At 56.1% G+C, this 17,931-nt stretch carries 16 protein-coding genes; 5 read left to right on the top strand and 11 right to left on the bottom strand.

Going from position 1 to position 17,931, the window contains the following annotated elements; translation table 11 throughout:
• Positions 1-77: 77 nt before the first annotated feature.
• Positions 78-431, bottom strand: a complete 354-nt coding sequence (locus tag KP703_RS10735; protein WP_197464440.1) for a helix-turn-helix domain-containing protein — start codon at positions 429-431, stop codon at positions 78-80.
• A gap of 100 nt (positions 432-531) precedes the next feature.
• Here KP703_RS10735 and KP703_RS10730 point away from each other — a divergent pair, with 100 nt between their 5' ends.
• The 4 genes from KP703_RS10730 (at position 532) to KP703_RS10715 (ending at position 3,331) form a co-directional block, all read left to right on the top strand.
• A complete protein-coding gene (locus KP703_RS10730) occupies positions 532-1,551 on the top strand; it encodes a zinc-binding alcohol dehydrogenase family protein (protein WP_215754882.1) in 1,020 nt (339 codons plus the stop codon).
• 53 nt (positions 1,552-1,604) lie between these two features.
• Positions 1,605-2,039 carry a cupin domain-containing protein gene (locus KP703_RS10725; RefSeq protein ID WP_215754879.1) on the top strand — a complete coding sequence of 145 codons (435 nt, stop codon included), beginning with the start codon at positions 1,605-1,607 and terminating at the stop codon, positions 2,037-2,039.
• 39 nt (positions 2,040-2,078) lie between these two features.
• The gene (locus KP703_RS10720) at positions 2,079-2,666 is read left to right on the top strand and encodes a DNA-3-methyladenine glycosylase I (protein WP_215754877.1); all 588 of its coding nucleotides are present in this window, start codon (positions 2,079-2,081) and stop codon (positions 2,664-2,666) included.
• Between the two features lie 458 nt (positions 2,667-3,124).
• A complete protein-coding gene (locus KP703_RS10715) occupies positions 3,125-3,331 on the top strand; it encodes a hypothetical protein (RefSeq protein ID WP_062142967.1) in 207 nt (68 codons plus the stop codon).
• A 13-nt stretch (positions 3,332-3,344) separates the two neighbouring features.
• On the opposite strand, the gene KP703_RS10710 is transcribed toward KP703_RS10715, so the two are convergent.
• The 6 genes from KP703_RS10710 to KP703_RS10685 form a co-directional block, all read right to left on the bottom strand.
• The gene (locus KP703_RS10710) at positions 3,345-5,384 is read right to left on the bottom strand and encodes an FUSC family protein (RefSeq protein ID WP_252354016.1); all 2,040 of its coding nucleotides are present in this window, start codon (positions 5,382-5,384) and stop codon (positions 3,345-3,347) included.
• Between the two features lie 376 nt (positions 5,385-5,760).
• Positions 5,761-7,371, bottom strand: a complete 1,611-nt coding sequence (locus tag KP703_RS10705; protein ID WP_215754873.1) for a carbohydrate porin — start codon at positions 7,369-7,371, stop codon at positions 5,761-5,763.
• Positions 7,372-7,518: 147 nt separating this feature from the next.
• Positions 7,519-9,129, bottom strand: coding sequence for a TolC family protein (locus tag KP703_RS10700; RefSeq protein WP_215754871.1), 1,611 nt, complete (start codon positions 9,127-9,129; stop codon positions 7,519-7,521).
• A complete protein-coding gene (locus KP703_RS10695) occupies positions 9,126-10,943 on the bottom strand; it encodes an FUSC family protein (protein ID WP_215754869.1) in 1,818 nt (605 codons plus the stop codon). Before KP703_RS10695 ends, KP703_RS10700 begins: the two co-directional genes overlap by 4 nt.
• Entirely contained in the window at positions 10,924-11,973 is a 1,050-nt protein-coding gene (gene mdtN / locus KP703_RS10690; RefSeq protein ID WP_215754867.1) for a multidrug transporter subunit MdtN, read from the bottom strand. The genes KP703_RS10695 and mdtN overlap by 20 nt, the downstream gene beginning before the upstream one ends.
• A 6-nt stretch (positions 11,974-11,979) precedes the next feature.
• Complete coding sequence (locus KP703_RS10685) at positions 11,980-12,279, bottom strand: YtcA family lipoprotein (RefSeq protein WP_252354015.1); 300 nt, start codon at positions 12,277-12,279, stop codon at positions 11,980-11,982.
• Between the two features lie 61 nt (positions 12,280-12,340).
• On the opposite strand from KP703_RS10685, the gene KP703_RS10680 reads away from it, so the two are divergent.
• Positions 12,341-12,697: an ArsC family reductase gene (locus tag KP703_RS10680; RefSeq protein WP_062273196.1), complete on the top strand. Its 357-nt coding sequence runs from the start codon at positions 12,341-12,343 to the stop codon at positions 12,695-12,697.
• 50 nt (positions 12,698-12,747) lie between these two features.
• On the opposite strand, the gene bfr is transcribed toward KP703_RS10680, so the two are convergent.
• The 4 genes from bfr to KP703_RS10660 all read right to left on the bottom strand — a co-directional run.
• Positions 12,748-13,233: a bacterioferritin gene (bfr, locus tag KP703_RS10675; protein WP_179193820.1), complete on the bottom strand. Its 486-nt coding sequence runs from the start codon at positions 13,231-13,233 to the stop codon at positions 12,748-12,750.
• Positions 13,234-13,462: 229 nt separating this feature from the next.
• Positions 13,463-14,245 carry a tetratricopeptide repeat protein gene (locus tag KP703_RS10670; protein WP_215754865.1) on the bottom strand — a complete coding sequence of 261 codons (783 nt, stop codon included), beginning with the start codon at positions 14,243-14,245 and terminating at the stop codon, positions 13,463-13,465.
• A gap of 78 nt (positions 14,246-14,323) precedes the next feature.
• Entirely contained in the window at positions 14,324-17,692 is a 3,369-nt protein-coding gene (locus tag KP703_RS10665; RefSeq protein ID WP_215754863.1) for an ATP-binding protein, read from the bottom strand.
• Positions 17,685-17,931: hypothetical protein (locus KP703_RS10660; protein WP_215754861.1), on the bottom strand; the 247-nt coding region annotated here is incomplete at its 5' end. The genes KP703_RS10660 and KP703_RS10665, both read right to left, overlap by 8 nt.

The following is a 17,931-nucleotide window of genomic DNA, read 5'->3' as shown; positions in this document are numbered from 1 at the left end:
TTTTTCGTCGCTCTCTGCGCGGACCCTACAGGGTTTTGTGCCATGCTGAAATGATTGTCTGGTCGTTTCAGCCCCGGTTATGGCGGCGTGTTCTGTCCGAACCCGGTATTTTCATCTCCCCATTTTTTGAGCGCCACGATCACGGGCTCCAGCGTACGCCCCCGTTCGGTCAGGCTGTATTCCACCTTCGGGGGAACTTCTGGATAAACCGTTCGTAGAACAAATCCGTCATGCTCCAGTTCGCGTAGCTGCGTTGTCAGCATCCGCTGGGTGATATTGGGCAGGCGCTTGCGGATTTCGTTGAAGCGCAGCGTTCCCTGAAGGAGATGATACAGAATCACCCCTTTCCATTTTCCGTCGATATATTGAAGCGTCGCCTCAACAGCACAGCCGGGGCTGCACGCAAGTGATTTATGACGAATACGGGTCATGACGGTATCATTTCCGATACTATGGGCGTTAAAAATGCGTTCTTGTGTGGCAAGAGCATAGCGCTCACGGTGTTCCTGACTCAACAGAGGAGCAGAACTCATGCGTGCCATCGGTTATCAGACACCTCTTCCCATTGAAAATCCGGCTTCTTTGCAGGACATCAATCTGCCAAAGCCTGTTCCTGCCGGACGAAACCTTCTGGTGGAAATCAAGGCTGTTTCGGTCAATCCCGTCGATACAAAAGTCCGTCGCAGCGCAACGCCGGAGGACGGTCAATGGCGGGTTCTGGGCTGGGATGCTGCCGGGATTGTTGCTGCGACCGGGCCTGATGTTACGGACTTCTCTATTGGGGATGAGGTTTTTTATGCAGGTGCTCTCGATCGACCGGGGACCAATGCGGAGTTCCATCTCGTTGATGAGCGGATTGTCGGTCGTAAACCTCGTTCTTTGAACTGGGCTGAAGCGGCGGCCCTGCCGCTGACAGCCATTACAGCCTGGGAGATGCTTTTTGATCGCCTTGATATCCGGCGGTCCGTTCCCGGTGTGAAGCCGTCTCTTCTGATCATTGGTGGCGGGGGCGGGGTTAGTTCTATGGCCATACAACTGGCGAGAGTCCTGACGGATATTACGATTATTGCCACAGCGTCTCGCCCTGAAACGCAGGAATGGGTGAAATCCCTTGGGGCACATTTTGTGGTTGATCACAGCAAGCCTCTGGCTGCGCAGGTTGCAGCGCTGCCAACAGGTAGCCCCGGTTTTGTTTTCTCCACGACCCAGACCGATCAGCATGTCGCAGAGAGTGTGGACCTGATTGCGCCTCAAGGCCACTTCGGTCTGATTGATGACCCGGCTACCCTTGATGCCGTACCCTTTAAAAAGAAAAGTCTCTCCCTGCACTGGGAACTCATGTTTACCCGCTCACTGTTTGGAACAGCGGATATTGGCAAACAGGGAAAACTGCTGAACGACGTAGCCCGTCTTGTGGATGAAGGGCGTCTTCGCACGACACTTGGTAAAAATTTCGGCAAAATCACAGCGGCCAATTTGCGTGAGGCGCATGCAGTGATTGAGAGCGGTCAGGCAAAAGGGAAAATTGTGCTTGAAGGGTTTCCGGCCTGAGGTCCGGATAAAACCGTTTTGTAGAAACTGCTCAGAGTTGGAGAAAAACGCTCGTGATTAAAGAAGAGCATATAATGACCTTAAACCGCAGTGGCGGACGGTTTGACCTCACTAAAATTGCCGCAGCTTTCCCGGAAACCGCCGAGACCATGCTTCTGGATACCTATCTGACGGATAAACCTGAAGCCAGTATCAGAGTGTTTCGGATTTATCGGGATATTCCGCCTCATTATCACACCCAGTGTGATGAAGTCCTCCATGTCCTCTCCGGGGAGGGGACATTCTGGATTGATGATCCGGCAGATGAGGCGCCGTTTGCACCGGGGCACCTGCTGGTGTTCCCGCGGCGGGCTGTGCATGCCCTGCCGCGTATTCTGCGTGATCCGGTCATTTTTCTGGCCATTGATACATCCCGTCGGGCACCGGATGATGTGGTCTTTATCAATTCTGCGGAAGGCACGCCTGCGGGTTTTATCAAAAGTCTCTGAAGGCATGACGCTGGCAGCAGGACCGTATAGAAAGACAATATGAAAAGTCAGAGTCCGTTCTCATCCACCGCTCCTGTCACACGCTGCCGCTGGGCGGAGACAAACCCGCTTTTGCGCACCTATCATGACGAAGAATGGGGCGTCCCGGTGCATGATAGTCGCATGCTGTGGGAAATGCTGATGCTGGAGGGGTTTCAGGCGGGCTTATCCTGGCTGACGGTTCTGCGGCGGCGCGAGGGTTTTCGGAAAGCTTTTGCTGCGTTTGATCCTGAGCAGGTGGCGCGCTTTGATGAAGCCGATGTCGAGCGTCTGATGCAGGACCCCGGCATTATTCGGGCGCGGGCCAAAATTCAGGCGACAATTGGCAATGCCCGGGCCTATCTGGCCATGCAGGAGCAGGGCGAGGATTTTTCTGCATTCTGCTGGGGAATGGTGCCCGGTGCGCCGGTGGTCAATACAACAGGGCAGGTGCTGGCGCAGTCGCCTGCGTCTCAGGCTCTCTCGAAAGCCCTGAAACAGCGTGGCTTCAAGTTTGTTGGTCCTGTTATTGTTTATGCGTGGATGCAGGCGGTGGGCATGGTGGTGGATCATGACCCCGCCTGCTTCCGGTATGATGCTGAGAGTTAAATCGGCTTGGTGTTAAATACGATTAAAGGCAGTTGAACTCCGAGTCTCGCAAAAATGTGAAGTCTCTGAGGTGGATGGATAGGTCGCATTCTCAACGGGGATTTTGGGTTTTTGTTGGCGTGAAAAGTCTTAATGCATTGAAAAACAAGAAGAAAATATCCACAAATATCAATCGTCTAAATTTAATAAAATAGAAACATAACAACTATTATAATCGTGTTTTTATTGACGAGCCGCATTTTTGCTCATAGGGTCGGGCTCACCTCACCACCGTGAGGCAGCAATGAAATCAGGGAGCGGTTTTGATGACGCTGCGAATGTGCAGGGACCCGCGATGTTGCATGCGAATGCAGCAGATCAAAGGTCATGGTGTGCAGAACAGGCACACTCTATAATCCGCCGGGAGTGAAACTGCCGGCGGAGACACCCCTCAAGGGGTTTTGTTTTCGAGGTCAGTCATGATACGTACTTCAAAAATTATCGAAATAGACGGCGTTTTTCTGGGAACAGCTATTCAGCTCAGTGGTGATCAGGGGCAGCGCTTTTATGCGGCTCATGAGAGTGTGCGTGCGCTGCACAACGCCATTAAGCCTGATGTAGCGATGCTGGCTCGTCAGGTCGCGCAGACGTTCCGCCAAAATCAGGCTGTTTCTTACGCCGGGTAAACAGGGCTGTCAGTCAGAGGGGATGCCCCTGACTGACAGCCTTAATGTGTTCGTCGTCCAGATCCGCCAGATCCAGTTTCCGTAACAATGTGAGCAGATCATCCAGCCTGGCGTCCGCCAGTGGTGCAGCATTAGACGAGGACTGATCTGTCGGGTCAAAGCGTTCCGCCAGACGGCTATACAGGTCTGCCCGCTGGAGGACCGCCTGTGTCGGCTCGGGTGTTTTTTCCATCCACCAGACACTGGCTGCTCCAGCCAGCTTCCGTAACAAAAAGAGAATTTCTCGTGCTTTGCCGATCTGGTCGGAGCGGCGGAGCCCTTCCAGCCGTGCAGTCTGACACTGAATTTCCGCAACGGTGCTGGTCGTGCCAGCCTTGCGGCGTGCGCTTTCAATCTGGTGCCAGCTCAGGATTTCCGGACCTGTGGCAAGTGCTGCGTAACGAATATTGGCCCGGAACGCATCGGCCACCTGTGCGGCCAGAGGGGCACCACGGCGTTCTGGCCAGAGCAGGAAGCAACCTGCAAGTCCAACCAGACTGCCGATAATGTTGTTGATGGCGCGCGCCAGTGCCACATCCCACCCCAGACCGGGGCTGACCAGATCCGTCACCAGCACGAAGAGCTGGGTCATGAACATCACGCACAAGGTGTAATTGACGCTCCGCAGCGCAATAGTTGCTGCTGCCAGCGGGAAGATCAGCAGCAGGATGCTCCAGACGGGCAGGAGCACGCCCATCACCGCCGCCAGCAGGCCGCCTGCAATACTGCCGATAACGCGCTCAATCGTGCGGGGGAGGGTAGTTGTTACGCTGGGCTGCGTGACAACAACGACGGCCATCATCGCCCAGTAGGCGTAAGGCAGGTCCAGTTTGAGAGAGATGGCATACGCTATCAGCACCGAAACACAGAGCCGCGCAGCGTGTCGCACGCCTTGCGCCCGTGGTACGGCGGCAGGGCGGGGTGCGCCGCGTTGCGTCTGCCCGGCAGGCTGAGCGTGTGACGTGGAGAGGGTCTGCCAGGCGGTGATCAGTTCCTGCACGGCTCGTGCACAGACATGTGCCCCTTTGCCAAACAGATCTGCATCCTGTTCCGCAATACGGGCCAGAATACGTTGCTGGCGATGCAGGCGCTCGGGTCGCGGTTCCGGGCGCTGGGCCTCTCGGGCCATGCGGTGCAATGTTGTGGTGACAACGCGCACCGTGCGGCGGCCTGCGTGGGAGGTCTCGCCCGATAAGACGGCATGTTCAAAGGCGATCAGCGCGATAAAAATCCGGTCACAGGCTTCAATAGCCGGGAGAAGGGTGGCGCGGGTTCTGCTGCTGATGGCGTCAGCGGACAAAATCTCAATGCGGCCACGTGTCCGTTCAATCCGGCTGCGGATTTCCCGCCGGAACGCCCCGATGGATGCATTTTCCTGCTCCATATCTGGAGCGCCGGGCGTCATGTAGTCCAGCAGACGGCGCGTCATGCGTTCTTCTTCCCGCAGTACGGCGGAACAGGCCAGCCGCAGGGGCATATACGGGTCTACCGGCCATGCCAGAACGCAGATCAAAGTGGCCCAGATGGCTCCCAGCGCAAACAGGCCGGACAGCCGCACGGCTACTTCTGGCGGAAAGGGATAACAGACCGCCACCACTGCGACGATGGCTGCCAGAACACCAATTTGCGTGGCTGTTGCCCCGCGCAGGCGGAGGAGCGCACAGCCCAGAACGCTCACCCCGAGTGCCATAAAGGCGGGGAGCGTCCCAAACCCTGCGGCTGCGGAGACGGACCCGCTGATGACCGTGCCAAGCGCTGCAAATTTAAGCATGGTTTCCAGCCGGGAGCGCAGCAGGCCGCCTGGGTCGACAAGGCAGGTCCAGAACGCAGCAAAGGCGGACCATGCCATAAGGGGCATGTGCAGGTACAGCGCCAGCAGCATGACGGTGCCAACAGCTACCCCCGCGCGCAGCCCTTCCCGCACGGCTACCTGTTCCGGTGCGATGGCAATGGCCCGCACACCCAGCCAGTGTGCAACGGCGGAGGGCATCAGGGTGCGAGAGGCCGCACGCATGAAAGTCTGTTTTCCGGGCAGAGAAAGAGGCAGGTTTGTTTTCATGGACAGTTAAGGCTGAAGGGTGGAAGGACGGAAGAGGGCAGAGGCAGTACGCCGTCCGCCATCATGCCGGAGAGAGGGACGTTTTCTGCAAGCAAAAAAGCAGACCACACCGGGATGTGGTCATTCTGCGGGATAGGAAATGCTGGAAGAGAAAAGCCCTTGATGCGAGAGGACACCGCACGCAGGGCAGGCGGGTGGTGAGTCCGGGGTGTCGCCACGAAACGGCGTATCAGGCCAAAAGATGTTCGGGCACACTGATCCTCTGAAATTATACGTTATAACATACTCATCTCATATTCTGGCCTGCACTTCAACAGGGACAGCGAGACGCTTAGAACGTCACGCTTGTATGCAGCCCGAAAACCGTCTCATTGCCAATGCGGTGCCCGGTAGAGGGATAACGGGGGTCCGCTTTGCCGCCCATTGGGTTCCAGATTTCCTGAAAATCCGGCTGGATAACCAGCCAGGGTTGAACTTCCGCCTGATACGTCACTTCCAGATGGTTTTCATTGCCGGGGATAAGGCTGCCCGCGTTCCGGTTATACTGACGCCAGCCAGAGCTGGAGCGGCCAATGCCCCAGCCAACGCCAAATGTATCGTTCGGGCGGCTCAGGAAAGGCGCTTTAAGGTTCAACCCGGCATCCGCCGCAAAACTCACCAGATTGCGGTCCCCGCTATTTCCCGTGGCGCGGGCAAACAGACCCAGAGAGCGATCGGATTTATAGGAAGGTCGCCAGACCATCTGGTCAATAACGCCATAGACCATCCAGTTTCCCCGGTCCCAGCGTGGGGAGCCGCCGTTTTTCCCCATCAGCTGGTCGTGCGTATTGTAACGATAATCCGGAAAATTCGCGGTGTCGTAAAAACCGCCCAGCTTATAAATGCCGGGTAGGCCGGGATCTTTGGTGGCGTCCGAGAGGTCTTCCGGCTGACGGTTGAGCGTGTAATGCAACTCCCCGATCAGCAGCGCGCCGGTGCCGGTATTAAAGCGCGTACCGCTGCCATCATGCGTGACCTGATTGGTGGGGTCCGCTGCATTGCCGCCATTCTGGATGTTGAAGGCGTTATAGCGGCTGCCCGGAGGGTTATCATCCGCAACGGCCGCCAGAAGGGTCCAGGCATGGGTCAGGTGATAACGGACACGCAGAGCCGGGGATGACAAAGGCCATGAGGGTCCGCCACTATACAAATTGACAGAAGGCGCCATGGGCCAGCCGAAATTGGAATTTAGAAACAGACCGCCATATTCAGTCAGCATGAATTCCGATTCCAGATTCTGCTGCCCGATCCTGACGCCAAGTTTGCCGTTAAAGAACAGCTGCCGGTACCAGAGTTCAAACAGGCGCGTGGAGCGGTCGGCTTCATAACTGCTGACGGGGTTAAAGTTGGCCAGATGATCCTGCGTGATGGAACGTCCGCGGGTCTGCAGGGCGCTTATGGTAAAGATCCCACCTTTCAGGCCAATCAGTTTTTCCAGATCAACGGTCAGGGTCGGGGCCGTGATGGCATCATAGGCCGGTCCGGAGCCTTTCCCGCTGTGGGCATCCATGGTGCTGGGGGCCCCCCCGGAGGTGTTGCCCCACAGTTCTTCCACGTCTTCCATCTCAAACGTGATGCCGTATTTATACAACCATGTCCGCAGGCCGCCCATCGTGCCCAGCAGGTTGTCACTGGTGTCCAGATCATCATTGCCGGTTTTGCTGGCGCGGGGCAGATGCAAAGCATTGATGCCGATGCCCATGGCAGACTGGTTCATGAACGGGGCCGAGTTTCCCAGACTTTGCTGGTCCCGCTCGGCCTGATCATCCACCGGGCTTTGTGCCAGTCCGGTTGCCGGGAGCAGGCAGGCCAGAAGGGACAGAAGAGTGCGGGATGCAAGGCGAGGCCGCCTGAAACGCTGCTCTGTATACCCCGGGAGGCTGGTCAGAAAGGCGGCCCGCATAATGCACTGGTTTCCTGTGGGAGGCGTTCTAAACAACACTCCTGTTTGCGATGACAGTTTTTGCCATTCTACTGCCCTGTCCTCTGAGGTCAAAGTCTCTTGCGGTTCTGCCGGACCATGGGCGGGTTGTGTGTGAGGAGGAGGGTGTTAGTTCTGCGGTGCATCGCCCAGAGCACCAGTTGCAAAGGCCAGACTGGCAGCTGCAATCAGGGCGGCATAATAGGTGTCTGAATGGCCAAGCTGCGCATCCAGCAGACCTGTTTGTGCCAGCGTGGCCTGCGTGATGGACCCGACCCCGCTCCGATAAGCGGCAAAGGCGGCGTTAAAGCTGGTTTGCGCTGCGGTTTGCAGGCGGCCTGCCGCTGTGTAGGCGCTCAGGCTGCCATGCAGGCTGTTTTCTGCCATGACAATCTGTTTCACGGACTCATCAACAGTTTTACGCAGAAGGGTCTGAGCACTATCCGCCTGATTTTTGGCCTGCCGCAACATCGCAGCCCGCATGCCGCCATCAAACACAGGCACGGTAATGCCGCCCAGAATAAGGCTGCTGAAGTTGTTGGTGGACAGGTTCAGGGTGGGATTGGAGTCAGCACCAATGCCGGGGACGGAAGACAGCGCCAGATGGCCGGTGGTGTAGGCAACGTTGCCCGACAGGAAAACTTTTGGAAGAAACTCGGCTTTTGCAGCGGCAATATTGCTTTGTGAGGCTTTTGCCGCAGCATAGGCTGCCAGAACATCCGGGCGCTGCGCGACGGCCTGTCTGACCATATCATCTGTCAGACGCATGTCGGCCATTGTCAGCGGGCGGTTTGAAATATCCTGTGTTTGCAGGCGTGTATTAGGGGAAATCCCCATGGCGGTCATCAGGTCCAGATAGGTATTTTCTGCGGTATTCTGGGCCTGCACAAGCCGGAGTTCTGCCTGTGCCGTCATCTGCTGAGCCTGCGTCACATCCACAATGGTGCCTTGCCCTTGCTTAAGGCGCATTTCAGCCGCCGCCTGCACCTTTCGGGCATTGTCCAAAGCCTGCTGCACCAGCGTAACGCGGGCGGCTGCCGCGGCATGGGTATAAAAAGCCAGTGCCACCGCGTAGATGACTTTCTGATGCGCCGCCGTAAACAGAATATTGGTGGCGAGCTGCGTCTGTTTGGCAGCGTTGACCACGGCCTCCCGCTTGCCAAAGTCAAACAGCAGCCACTGCATGCTGAGCGTCTGCACTTCGCCATGTCCGGAATTGCGATTGCGGACGCCGTCTCCAAGGGATTCCGCCTGATTAATCCCGTTATTGATAACGTTTCCGATATCCCCGGCATTGCTCAGGCTGGGATTGTTGCCGTTGTTGTGTTGGTGTGTATAACCGCCCACCACAGTCGCACTTAAATGCGGCAAATAAGCCGTGCGGGTAATGCCCACCGCCAGAGCGGCATCGCGCGCAGTGTTCCACGCCTGCCGGGTAGTGGGGTTGGCCGACTGCGCAAGATCAATCAGTTCCGGCAGGGAATAGGTGTGCGTTGTGCTGACATCCGCATCTGCCGGGCGCGGGGCAATGGTTTCGTTGGCAGGCAGTGTGTAACCCGCAGGCAGAGCAAGTGCGTGTTTGTTTTTGCCCGGCAGCAGTTCGCCTTTGTCGGACACGTTGGGCTGCCATGGTGCATCTGGCCGGTCCGGTGCGCTGTTCAGAGCTTCCGTTGCGCAGCCTCCCAGTAGAAAAAGCAGGCTTGTGGTCAGGCGAACTGAGCGGAGGGAGAAGCGGGTCATGACACCACCTTGTCCAGAGAGGCGAGTAGGGCAGACGCAGCGGGGCGTCGGGCGGGGATCAGACCGTCTTCTGTCAGGCAGGAAATCTGGCTGGTGATGGCCTGATAGCTGGCGAGTTCATCCATGTTGGCGCGCAAATGGATGGGCTCAACGCTGGCAAATTCCATCATACGTTCGGCCTGTGCCAGAGCACTTTGCACGGCGGCGGCCTGTTGCAGTTCATCCTGCACAGAGGAAGCATTGAACTGCGCCTGCAGCGCCTTCAGAGCAGCGGAAACTTTATCCCGGATTTTGTCATAAGCACTGGATGGCCAGAAGCTGGTAAAAACGGCATAGGTGATGAAGTTTCCAAGGAGAATGCCGATAATGCGGTCTCGCGCTGTTGTCATGTCCGATGTCGGGCCATAGCCCTTCAGGTCTGACAGGAAAAAAGCCAGACCAATCTGGAAGCCTGCATATGCAATCCGTTCATCCCCCGATTTAACCCATGCAGCAAGGAGAGAGCCTGCAAAAATCAGCGCCAGAAAGGCGGCGATATTGGTCAGATGCGGCATCACGAAAATGATGGAGAGGATGCCCAGTGCGCCCCCAACCAGAGCTCCGCTGATACGCAGGGTCAGCTTGGAAATCATTTCTCCCATAGTGGGGAGTGCGACAATAAAACAGGTGATGATGCAGGTATGAATGCCGTCCCAGTTCAGAATTTTGAAGATAAAATAGCTGAGCATCACAGCTGCTGTGCCTTTCACGGCAAAGCGCACATGTTCCGGGTTGGTCCAGGCATCCGGTGCGAAAAAACCGGAGGAAGAGGGGTTGCTTTTGGCTTTTTCCGAGGACTCGTCTTCTATCGGTTTCGTAAAATCTGGCAGCAACGCAGCGATCTGTGCAAGAGCCGGAGAGGTGTAAGGCACAGGAGGTTGCCCGATATCGGTTGGATAGCCTCCGCTCTGAAAAATATCTTCCATTTCAAGCAGGGTTTCAATCAGGGCTTCTGGTGCGTGAGGGTACGTGTCAGATGCGTCTGTTGCCTCACACGCAGCAGCATGGGCGAAGGCCAGTACACCGACACTCCGCGGAATAGCCTGTTTCAGACTGGCAAGATCCTGCTTGCGCCATAGTTTTTCCAGCCCAGCCATTTTCAGGGACATCATCATGCCTTTTGTCCCGTCGCGCAGCAGGGCTTCGGCCTGATCACGCGTCTGCTCATCTTTAGGGTTGCGCAGCAGGGCAGCACTCAGGCGCAGATGGTGGGCAAGGGTGCGGGTCAGAATGGTTTTGGGAGACGGGCAGATAAAGGGGGCTAGGCACACCATGACAGCACCCGGCACCAGAATAAACAGGTCGGCATAAAGCAGGGCGCGGGTTGCCAGTTCTCCAAAGGGCACATTCCCGATGGCGATCATGGCATACACCACAACCAGCCCCAGCATGTAGGCTACTGGCTTCAGCTTGCTGGCGGACCCGAGGAAAAAGAACCCGAAAGATAAAACGGCTGTAGCGATGACAAGGCCCATCGGGTGGTCCAGCGTCAGGTGCATCAGCCCGAACATCATGAGGATGATGACGCCAAACAGGATGTTAACGGCCAGCCCGGCCAGCACATTGGTCACACGGTCTTTTTGCCACAGGGCCATGGTGACAAGGGCGGGCACGGCAATGTCCGGCACTTGCCAGATCTCCCCCACCAGCACAGTTGTGGTGCAGGCCGCCGCAACCCGCAATGCGTTGCAGCCCCGGCCGGGCGCACGCTCCGTGACAAGCTGCCAGAGGCGGGCCGCCGTCAGTGGTGGTTTGTTAGTGGCAGGCTTCGCCATGCCGGATCTCGACTGTGGCTGTGGCGCCAAGCCGCAGCAGGCGTGGGTCCGCCGGGTCCAGCCGGATGCGCACGGGGAAGCGCTGTGCCACATGCACCCAGTCCATCTCTCGCGGGACCAATGGCAGCCCCCGGGCGAGACCGGCGGACTCTAATGAAGCGACACCCCAGCCAATGCTTTCCACATGGCCGTGCAAGGGCGTGCGGCGGTCAATCATGGAATAGACTGTTGCACAGTCTCCCGGCGTGATGGCCGGCAGGGTGATTTCCCGAATATTGGCGCTGGCGTACCAGGCATCATTGGCAATCAGTGTGAAAAGAACCTGAGAGGGAGCCAGAATTTCCCCTTCCTTGACGCGCAGACTGGTGACGTAGCCATCGGTCGGGGCGACGACGGTTGTCTGGCGCAGGGCGTAACGGGCCTGATCCAGCATGGCCTGTGCAGCCTGCTGGGCAGCAAGAGAGCTTTTCAGATCCCCGATGGCAATCTGCGCGGCATCGGCCTGCTGATGGCTCTGCGAGAGAGAAATGGCGGCATCATTCAACGCCACACGGGCCTGATCATATTGCTGCCAGGGGATATAGGCGTGGCCGGCCAAAGGTTTAAGGCGTTCCACTGTGCGGGCTGCCAGATCATGATTGGTCTGCGCACGGGTCGCCTGATCCTGCGCAACAGCCGCATTGGCAGTTTTGACAGCCAGCAGGCGTTTCTGGTTTTCCACTTCCGCGGCTGCCAAGGTCAGATTGGCTTCTGCCTGATGCACGGCTAGTTCGTATGGTTCCGGGTCAAGACGGTAGAGGAGGGCTCCCTTTTTAACGGCCTGATTCACGTGCACAGGTAATGCAATCAGGCGGCCGCCGACCGTGGAAGCCATATGCACCACTTCGGCATCAATGGAGCCGCTATCGGATGAGGGGTAGGCGCTGTCCTGACGCGAGACGTACACACCCAGACCAATGGCACCGAGAATGCAGACCGCAGCAATGGCGAGCCCGATTGGGCTGGTTGTGGAAAGAGAGACTTTCTTCATAATACTCTACGGTCCAAACCAGATGAGCCATGTCAGCAAGGCGGTGATAACCCCGAGGGACAGGTAGGTAAACAGGCGCAGGCTCAGTATGGCATCAACGCCAGTCAGCACAAAAACCACGCGCAGACTGACAGCAGCGGCAATGCCGATCATGCCGCACAGCATCCAGTCTGGAAAATACGCACCGACCAGTGAAAAAGAGGGGGCGCCCTGTACTGTGCATCCGCCAAGCAGAAGAGCAGAACTGATGCCAAATGGGCGGATGGACAAACGAAGCATGGCTGCAAAGTGGTATAATTTTGACAAGTCTGTCAATCAGTTCAGCCAGAGGCAAGAAGCTCATAGTGAAAGGATGGGAGGACGGTAGATGACAACACCAGTCGTGATTTACGGGATCAAGAGTTGTGACACCATGCGTAAGGCACGGAAGTGGCTGGACGAGCACGGTGTGGCCTATCAGTTCCATGACTATAAAAGTCAGGGCATTGACGCCGCGCATCTGAAAAAATGGATGGATGTGGTGGGGTGGGAAACGCTGCTCAACCGTGCGGGAACAACCTTCCGCAAACTGCCGGAAGACCAGAAAACCAATCTGGATGCCACCAAAGCTCTGGCGTTGATGCTGGCTCAGCCATCGATGATCAAACGACCCGTTCTGGAGGCTGGTTCTGTTGTGGTGGGATTTAAGCCGGAACTTTACGCTCAGACATTTGCGGCGCGCTAGGAGCGCCGACTACCCCCGGCGAGAAAAGCCGGGGGTAGAGGAGAACAGGATTAGTCCTGATCAGGGGCAGCAGCAGAGTTCAGGTGGATGTAGCGCTCAATGCCAACCTGCTTGATCAGATCGAACTGGCGATCGAGGAAGTCTTCATGTTCTTCTTCGTTCGTCAGGATTTTCAGCAGCAGGTCACGAGAAACGTAATCCCGCACGCTTTCGCAATAGGCAATGCCTTCACGCAGGTCGCCAATTGCCTTTTCTTCAAGCTTCAGGTCGCATTCCAGAATTTCCTTCACGTCCTGACCAATCAGGATGGTGTTCAGGCGCTGGACGTTCGGCAGGCCACCCAGGAAGAGGATGCGTTCAATCAGCCAGTCGGCGTGGCGCATTTCTTCGATGGATTCTTCATATTCCTTCTTGCCCAGCAGGGTCACGCCCCAGTGGCGCAGGGTGCGGGCATGCAGGAAATACTGGTTGATGGCCGTCAGCTCGTTTGTGAGCTGGGTGTTCAGATGTTCGATAACTTTTGCGTCTTTAACCATGATGCGGACTTTCTGTTCAAGTTGAGAACTTAGGGCCAGCATGTAACGCAACCTTTTATAGAAGGCAAATAAAAAACGCTTTTATATCAATAGAATATAGGAATTAAGTCTCACTATCAACAAGAGGTATTTCTTATCAGATACTTCTGCAAAAGTGATGTTTTCCAGGTCACGGAGATGTGAGTGGTCTCAGGAGTGCTCGCAGCGCTGCCTGAGGAGGGCAGACGCGTCAGGGTGTGACGGAAGTTGATTGGGTGTGTGGCGGGAGGGTTTGCAGGCGTTCCTGCAAGGCTGTGTAAAGCGTGGGATCTCCTGCCTCGCCCAGACTGGTCAAAGCCCGATCCATGGCGAGAAGAATATCTGACGTGGCATCCGGGAGGGCTTGCCGCCACCAGTGTAGGGCATCATCCACATGTCCGGCGTCAGCCAGAGCTGTGGCGTAGTTATGGCAGCCGCGATAATCACCGCCTTCAGCGGATTTGCGATACCAGACTAAAGCCGCCTCTTTATCCTGAGGTGTCTCCCAGCCTTCTTCCAAAAAGCGTGCCAGAAGGTTCATGGACTTGGCGTGCCCGTTGTGTGCCGCTGTTGTAAAAAGCCCGAGCGCCTTTTTCATGTCACGCGGAATGCCAAGGCCACGCATGGTCAGAATGCCAAGATTATAACGGCCCCATTCATCGCCGAGGCTGGCAGCAGTTTCATAATGGTGAGCGGCCTGTTGCAGGTCCTTCTTGCATCCCCACCCAAAATGGTGGCACCGCCCCAGCATGTTGTGCGCAGGGCCGTATCCGGCATTGGCGGCCATAGTGAACCAGACCAGGGCCTTAGAGTGATCGGGCGTGACATAGGCACTATTCAGCAGCACTTTCCCCCATAAAACCTGATCCAGATGATGGCCCCGTTCCGCGCGTTGACGAATGGCGTCTATCTGTTCTGGCAAAGGGGGCTGGGCAGGCTTTTTGTTTTTATGTGGCCGTGAAAACAACTGCTGCCATACGCCCGGCCCTGACATGATCTCCACTCCTTACTTGAGAAGGATTATCATTATCAAAGTAGGGGGCGGGTGGCAATTGTGGGGAGCGAGGGGTGGCTATGCAGATTGGGATGCCTTGTTGGCAAAATGCTCTTCAATACTCAGAACGCGCAGGCGTGAGTAATTCCCGTCCCGATTATCCACAAAGCCCACGCTTGAAACAAAAGGTTCAATAATATGGATTTTTTGCAAGGGTGTAATAATAAGAAGTTGCATGTTGAGTTGCTGGAACAGCCGCAGGCCGTATTGGGTGGAGTCATCAGACCCACGGCCAAAGGCTTCATCAATCACCACAAAGCGGAAGGAGCGTGAGCGTACCTCGCCCCATTCCAAACCAAACTGATACGCCAGACTGGCTGCCAGAATGGTATAGGCCAGCTTTTCCTTCTGGCCACCAGATTTGCCGCCGGAATCTGTATAATGGTCAAACTCGGCCTCATCCGCGCGCCAGCGCTCACTGGCCGCGAAGGAAAACCAGTTGCGCACATCAGTGACTTTATTGGTCCAGCGGCGGTCCTGTTCCGTAAGACCTTCACGACCCCGGAAGCGTTCGATCATGGTTTTCACCAGATAAAAGCGCTGCTCGGAATACTGTTGGGTATCATCCCCGGAAACAGAATTTTCGGTGCAGGCACGCAGGGAGGCCTGAAAATCCCGAATTTCCGGGTCCAGCGTCTGGTGGGCTTCAAGCCGGATGTAGCGGTCCTGGTTATAGTCGATCTGGGTCAGGGACGTATTGATGACGGCAATCCGTTCCTTGATAATCTCCCGTTCCTGCGCCAGATGCGCATTGAAATTGGCAATTTCATTAATCGTATTGACTGTCAGAAGGTTTTTAAAGCGACTGACAAAGCGTGGAAGGTCATCTTTTTTGAGTTGTGCCAGCAACGCGCAATACTCAGGGCCGGCATCCAGATGATCGTCCATGTCCTGCGCTTCGACCGGATATGTTGTCCGGAAGTCCCGCATATCCTTCAGAATGCTATCGCGCAGGCAATCCAGTGTGCGCTGCTGATGGTCAATCTGTGTGTCCAGCTGGTCGCGCAGCTGCGTTTCAGCGCCCTCACAGGCATCAAGGCTGGATAGCTCTGCGCCATTCAGTTGTGTTTGCAGATGGGTGAGCTCCTGCTCCTGCTGCGGTGTGAGTGCATAGTCGTTCAGAACCGTCTGGCAATGTTGCAGGCGGGCCTGAAGAGTTTCAACAGACTGATCCAGAAGTGCCTGCTTTTTAAACAGGATCATATACTCCGCTTCAGCTTGTCGTAGCGCCTGTTCTGCATGCTCTTTCTGCTGTTTGAGTTCACGCAGAACATCGGATGTTGCTGTTAGAGCTTCCCGTTTGGCTGTCAGTTGAGCTGCTGTTTGTGCGACACTCTGCCAGTCCAACTGGGTGTAATCGGGGTAGCGCTCCAGCCGGGTTAGCGTTTCAAAGCGTTCCTGCAGCATTTTACGGGTGTTTTCGGCCTGCGCAATTTCAGCAGCATGTTTCTGGATCAGCGCTTCCTGCTCCCGCTGCCGCTCTTCAAGAGCTGCAATCTTGATGGCGTTGTTCCAGCCCAGAACATAGCGGCTCCGGTCATCAATCCGGTGGCGGTCATCTTTTTCATGCCGACCGCCCGGTTCCTTGACCTGACCAGACCGGGTAACGGCTTTGCTGGAGCGGCGGAAATCGTCCTGAGTTTCGCAGCAGGTAAAGCTGAAGCGGTGTGCCAGTTCGTTTTCCACCCAGAGCCGCATGGGGGAGTCCGGATGGACTTCCAGTTTCTGGGCCAGTGTATTGGGATGGCGACCGGCATGGGAACCTGAGCGGTGTTGCTGAATGTGGTAGTAAACCAGACGCCCTTTTAGCTGTGTGCGGTCAACCCAGTCCACCACCTGTGCATAGAGATGGTCCGGCACAAGCAGTGATAATGCAAAATTATGCAGCAGACGTTCCGCAGCGCCTTCCCATTCCCGCGCGTCATCGCGCACCCGGATAAGTTCCCCGGCAAACGGCAGATCCTCCGCAGACACATCCAGCGCATCACACAGCATGGCGCGCATGCGGATCTGCCGTTCGTCAATATTACTCTGGCGTTTCCGCAAGCTGTCCAGTTCGGTGATAATCTCGGCGTGCTGGTTTTTTTCTTCGTGGAACAGAATGCTCTGCTCGGTCAGATCCTTTGCAAGCCAGGTATCCTGCTTTTTCCACTCACCTTTCTGCTTCCTGAGATGCTGCGTAAGCTCCAGAAAGCCTTCAGCAGAGTTAGCAGGTTTTTCATGTAGTTTTTCAACAAGTATTGCGTAATGCGCGGCATTTTTGCGCCGGTCTTCACTGGTCTTTTCGGCTTGCTGGATGGCGATGGCTAGTTGCTCAAGCCTGTCGCCCCCGTTGGCATAAATAGCTTGCTTGATCTCGTCCAGCTGCTGCTTGCTGGTGGTGCGTACGGCATCCTGTTCAGTCAGCTGCTGCTGATTGGTTGCGGCAACATCCTGCTCTTTGGCAATTTTCTGCTCAAGCAAGGTGGCTTTCTGGCTGGCAAAATAACCCGGCAAAGCCTGACGGCAGGCTTTGAGCGTGTCATGCCAGCTTTTACTTTCCGTGTGGGCGGTGAGGTCTTCTGTCAAGGGCGTGAGCAGGCTGATCTGCTTCTGCGCTTTCAGGACAGCCTGATGCGAGTCATCCAGATCTTCAAAATGAGAAATTAGGGCATGGATGCGTTCAGTCGCGTCAAATCGCGCCAGCATGTTTTCCCGCACAAAGTCCGTGATATTATCAACAGACTTCATGGAAACAGTTTGCAGAAACAGATCTAAAGCCTGCTCGTTTTCAATCCCGAAGCGGCGACGGAACCATGCGGCATAGCGGTTAAAGCTGTCTTCTACTTCCGCACCCTGCGCACGTAGGTTTTTACGTAGTTGCAGGATATCCGTCCCGAAACCGGTAAAATGCTCCTGAATGGACAACTCTTTTTCCGCGCACACAAAGAAGCGTGCAGGCTGCACCTGCTGTTTTTTTATCCAGAAAACCTGCGCCAGTGTGACGGTTTGCAGATACCCTTCGTTTTTGAAAACACCCAGAATAACCGTGTAGCTTTGTGTGTCACGCAGGCTAACTGATTTAGTGGAACCGGTTGCGTCGTTGCGTTCGGATTTATAATGGCCGGTCACGTAGGAGCGCAGGGAGCGCTCACGCGTATCAGCCCCAGCAGCTTTGTTATAAACAATGCGCTGTGCGGGAACGAGCAGGGTGGTGATGGCATCCACCAGTGTGGATTTGCCCGAGCCAATATTACCGGTCAGCAGCGCGTTCCGACCGTTGAGGTCAAAGCGCCAGATCCGCTTGTCAAACGTGCCCCAGTTCAGCACTTCCAGACGATGCAGACGGAACCCGGCCAGACGATCATCCACGGCAAAGTCGAGCGGGGCTTGCTGGGTGTCAGTCACGGTCGGTCAGTCCTGTATCGGCATGGTCAGGAAAAAGCTGCGATTCAGCTGTGGTGTTCTGTTCTGGCGGGGTAGGTGTACCTGCAAGGGGCAGGTCCGTCTGCTCAAGGCTACGGGCATGCGCCAGATAGGCTTCCAGCCGTTCATCCAGCGTCGCCAGCCATTCCGCATCAATATAGGCCTTCAGGATGCGCCGCACCTCGTAGCGGGGCGGGGCGTTGGGGGCATCTGCACTGGTG

Source organism: Acetobacter sp. P5B1 (assembly GCF_018811985.1).
Lineage (GTDB): Bacteria > Pseudomonadota > Alphaproteobacteria > Acetobacterales > Acetobacteraceae > Acetobacter > Acetobacter cerevisiae.
The sequence above is the reverse complement of the archived record's forward strand: the minus strand, read 5'-3'. Positions and strand labels throughout refer to the sequence as shown.

What these genes read in the sequence shown, in the direction of transcription:
- KP703_RS10710 (WP_252354016.1), bottom strand. Translation starts at nt 5,384, where the DNA reads ATGCGTGCGGCCTCTCGCACCCTGATGCCCTCCGCCGTTGCACACTGG.
- KP703_RS10730 (WP_215754882.1), top strand. Translation starts at nt 532, where the DNA reads ATGCGTGCCATCGGTTATCAGACACCTCTTCCCATTGAAAATCCGGCT.
- KP703_RS10705 (WP_215754873.1), bottom strand. Translation starts at nt 7,371, where the DNA reads ATGCGGGCCGCCTTTCTGACCAGCCTCCCGGGGTATACAGAGCAGCGT.
- KP703_RS10680 (WP_062273196.1), top strand. Translation starts at nt 12,341, where the DNA reads ATGACAACACCAGTCGTGATTTACGGGATCAAGAGTTGTGACACCATG.
- KP703_RS10715 (WP_062142967.1), top strand. Translation starts at nt 3,125, where the DNA reads ATGATACGTACTTCAAAAATTATCGAAATAGACGGCGTTTTTCTGGGA.
- KP703_RS10700 (WP_215754871.1), bottom strand. Translation starts at nt 9,129, where the DNA reads ATGACCCGCTTCTCCCTCCGCTCAGTTCGCCTGACCACAAGCCTGCTT.
- bfr (WP_179193820.1), bottom strand. Translation starts at nt 13,233, where the DNA reads ATGGTTAAAGACGCAAAAGTTATCGAACATCTGAACACCCAGCTCACA.
- KP703_RS10735 (WP_197464440.1), bottom strand. Translation starts at nt 431, where the DNA reads ATGACCCGTATTCGTCATAAATCACTTGCGTGCAGCCCCGGCTGTGCT.
- KP703_RS10695 (WP_215754869.1), bottom strand. Translation starts at nt 10,943, where the DNA reads ATGGCGAAGCCTGCCACTAACAAACCACCACTGACGGCGGCCCGCCTC.
- KP703_RS10720 (WP_215754877.1), top strand. Translation starts at nt 2,079, where the DNA reads ATGAAAAGTCAGAGTCCGTTCTCATCCACCGCTCCTGTCACACGCTGC.
- mdtN (WP_215754867.1), bottom strand. Translation starts at nt 11,973, where the DNA reads ATGAAGAAAGTCTCTCTTTCCACAACCAGCCCAATCGGGCTCGCCATT.
- KP703_RS10670 (WP_215754865.1), bottom strand. Translation starts at nt 14,245, where the DNA reads ATGTCAGGGCCGGGCGTATGGCAGCAGTTGTTTTCACGGCCACATAAA.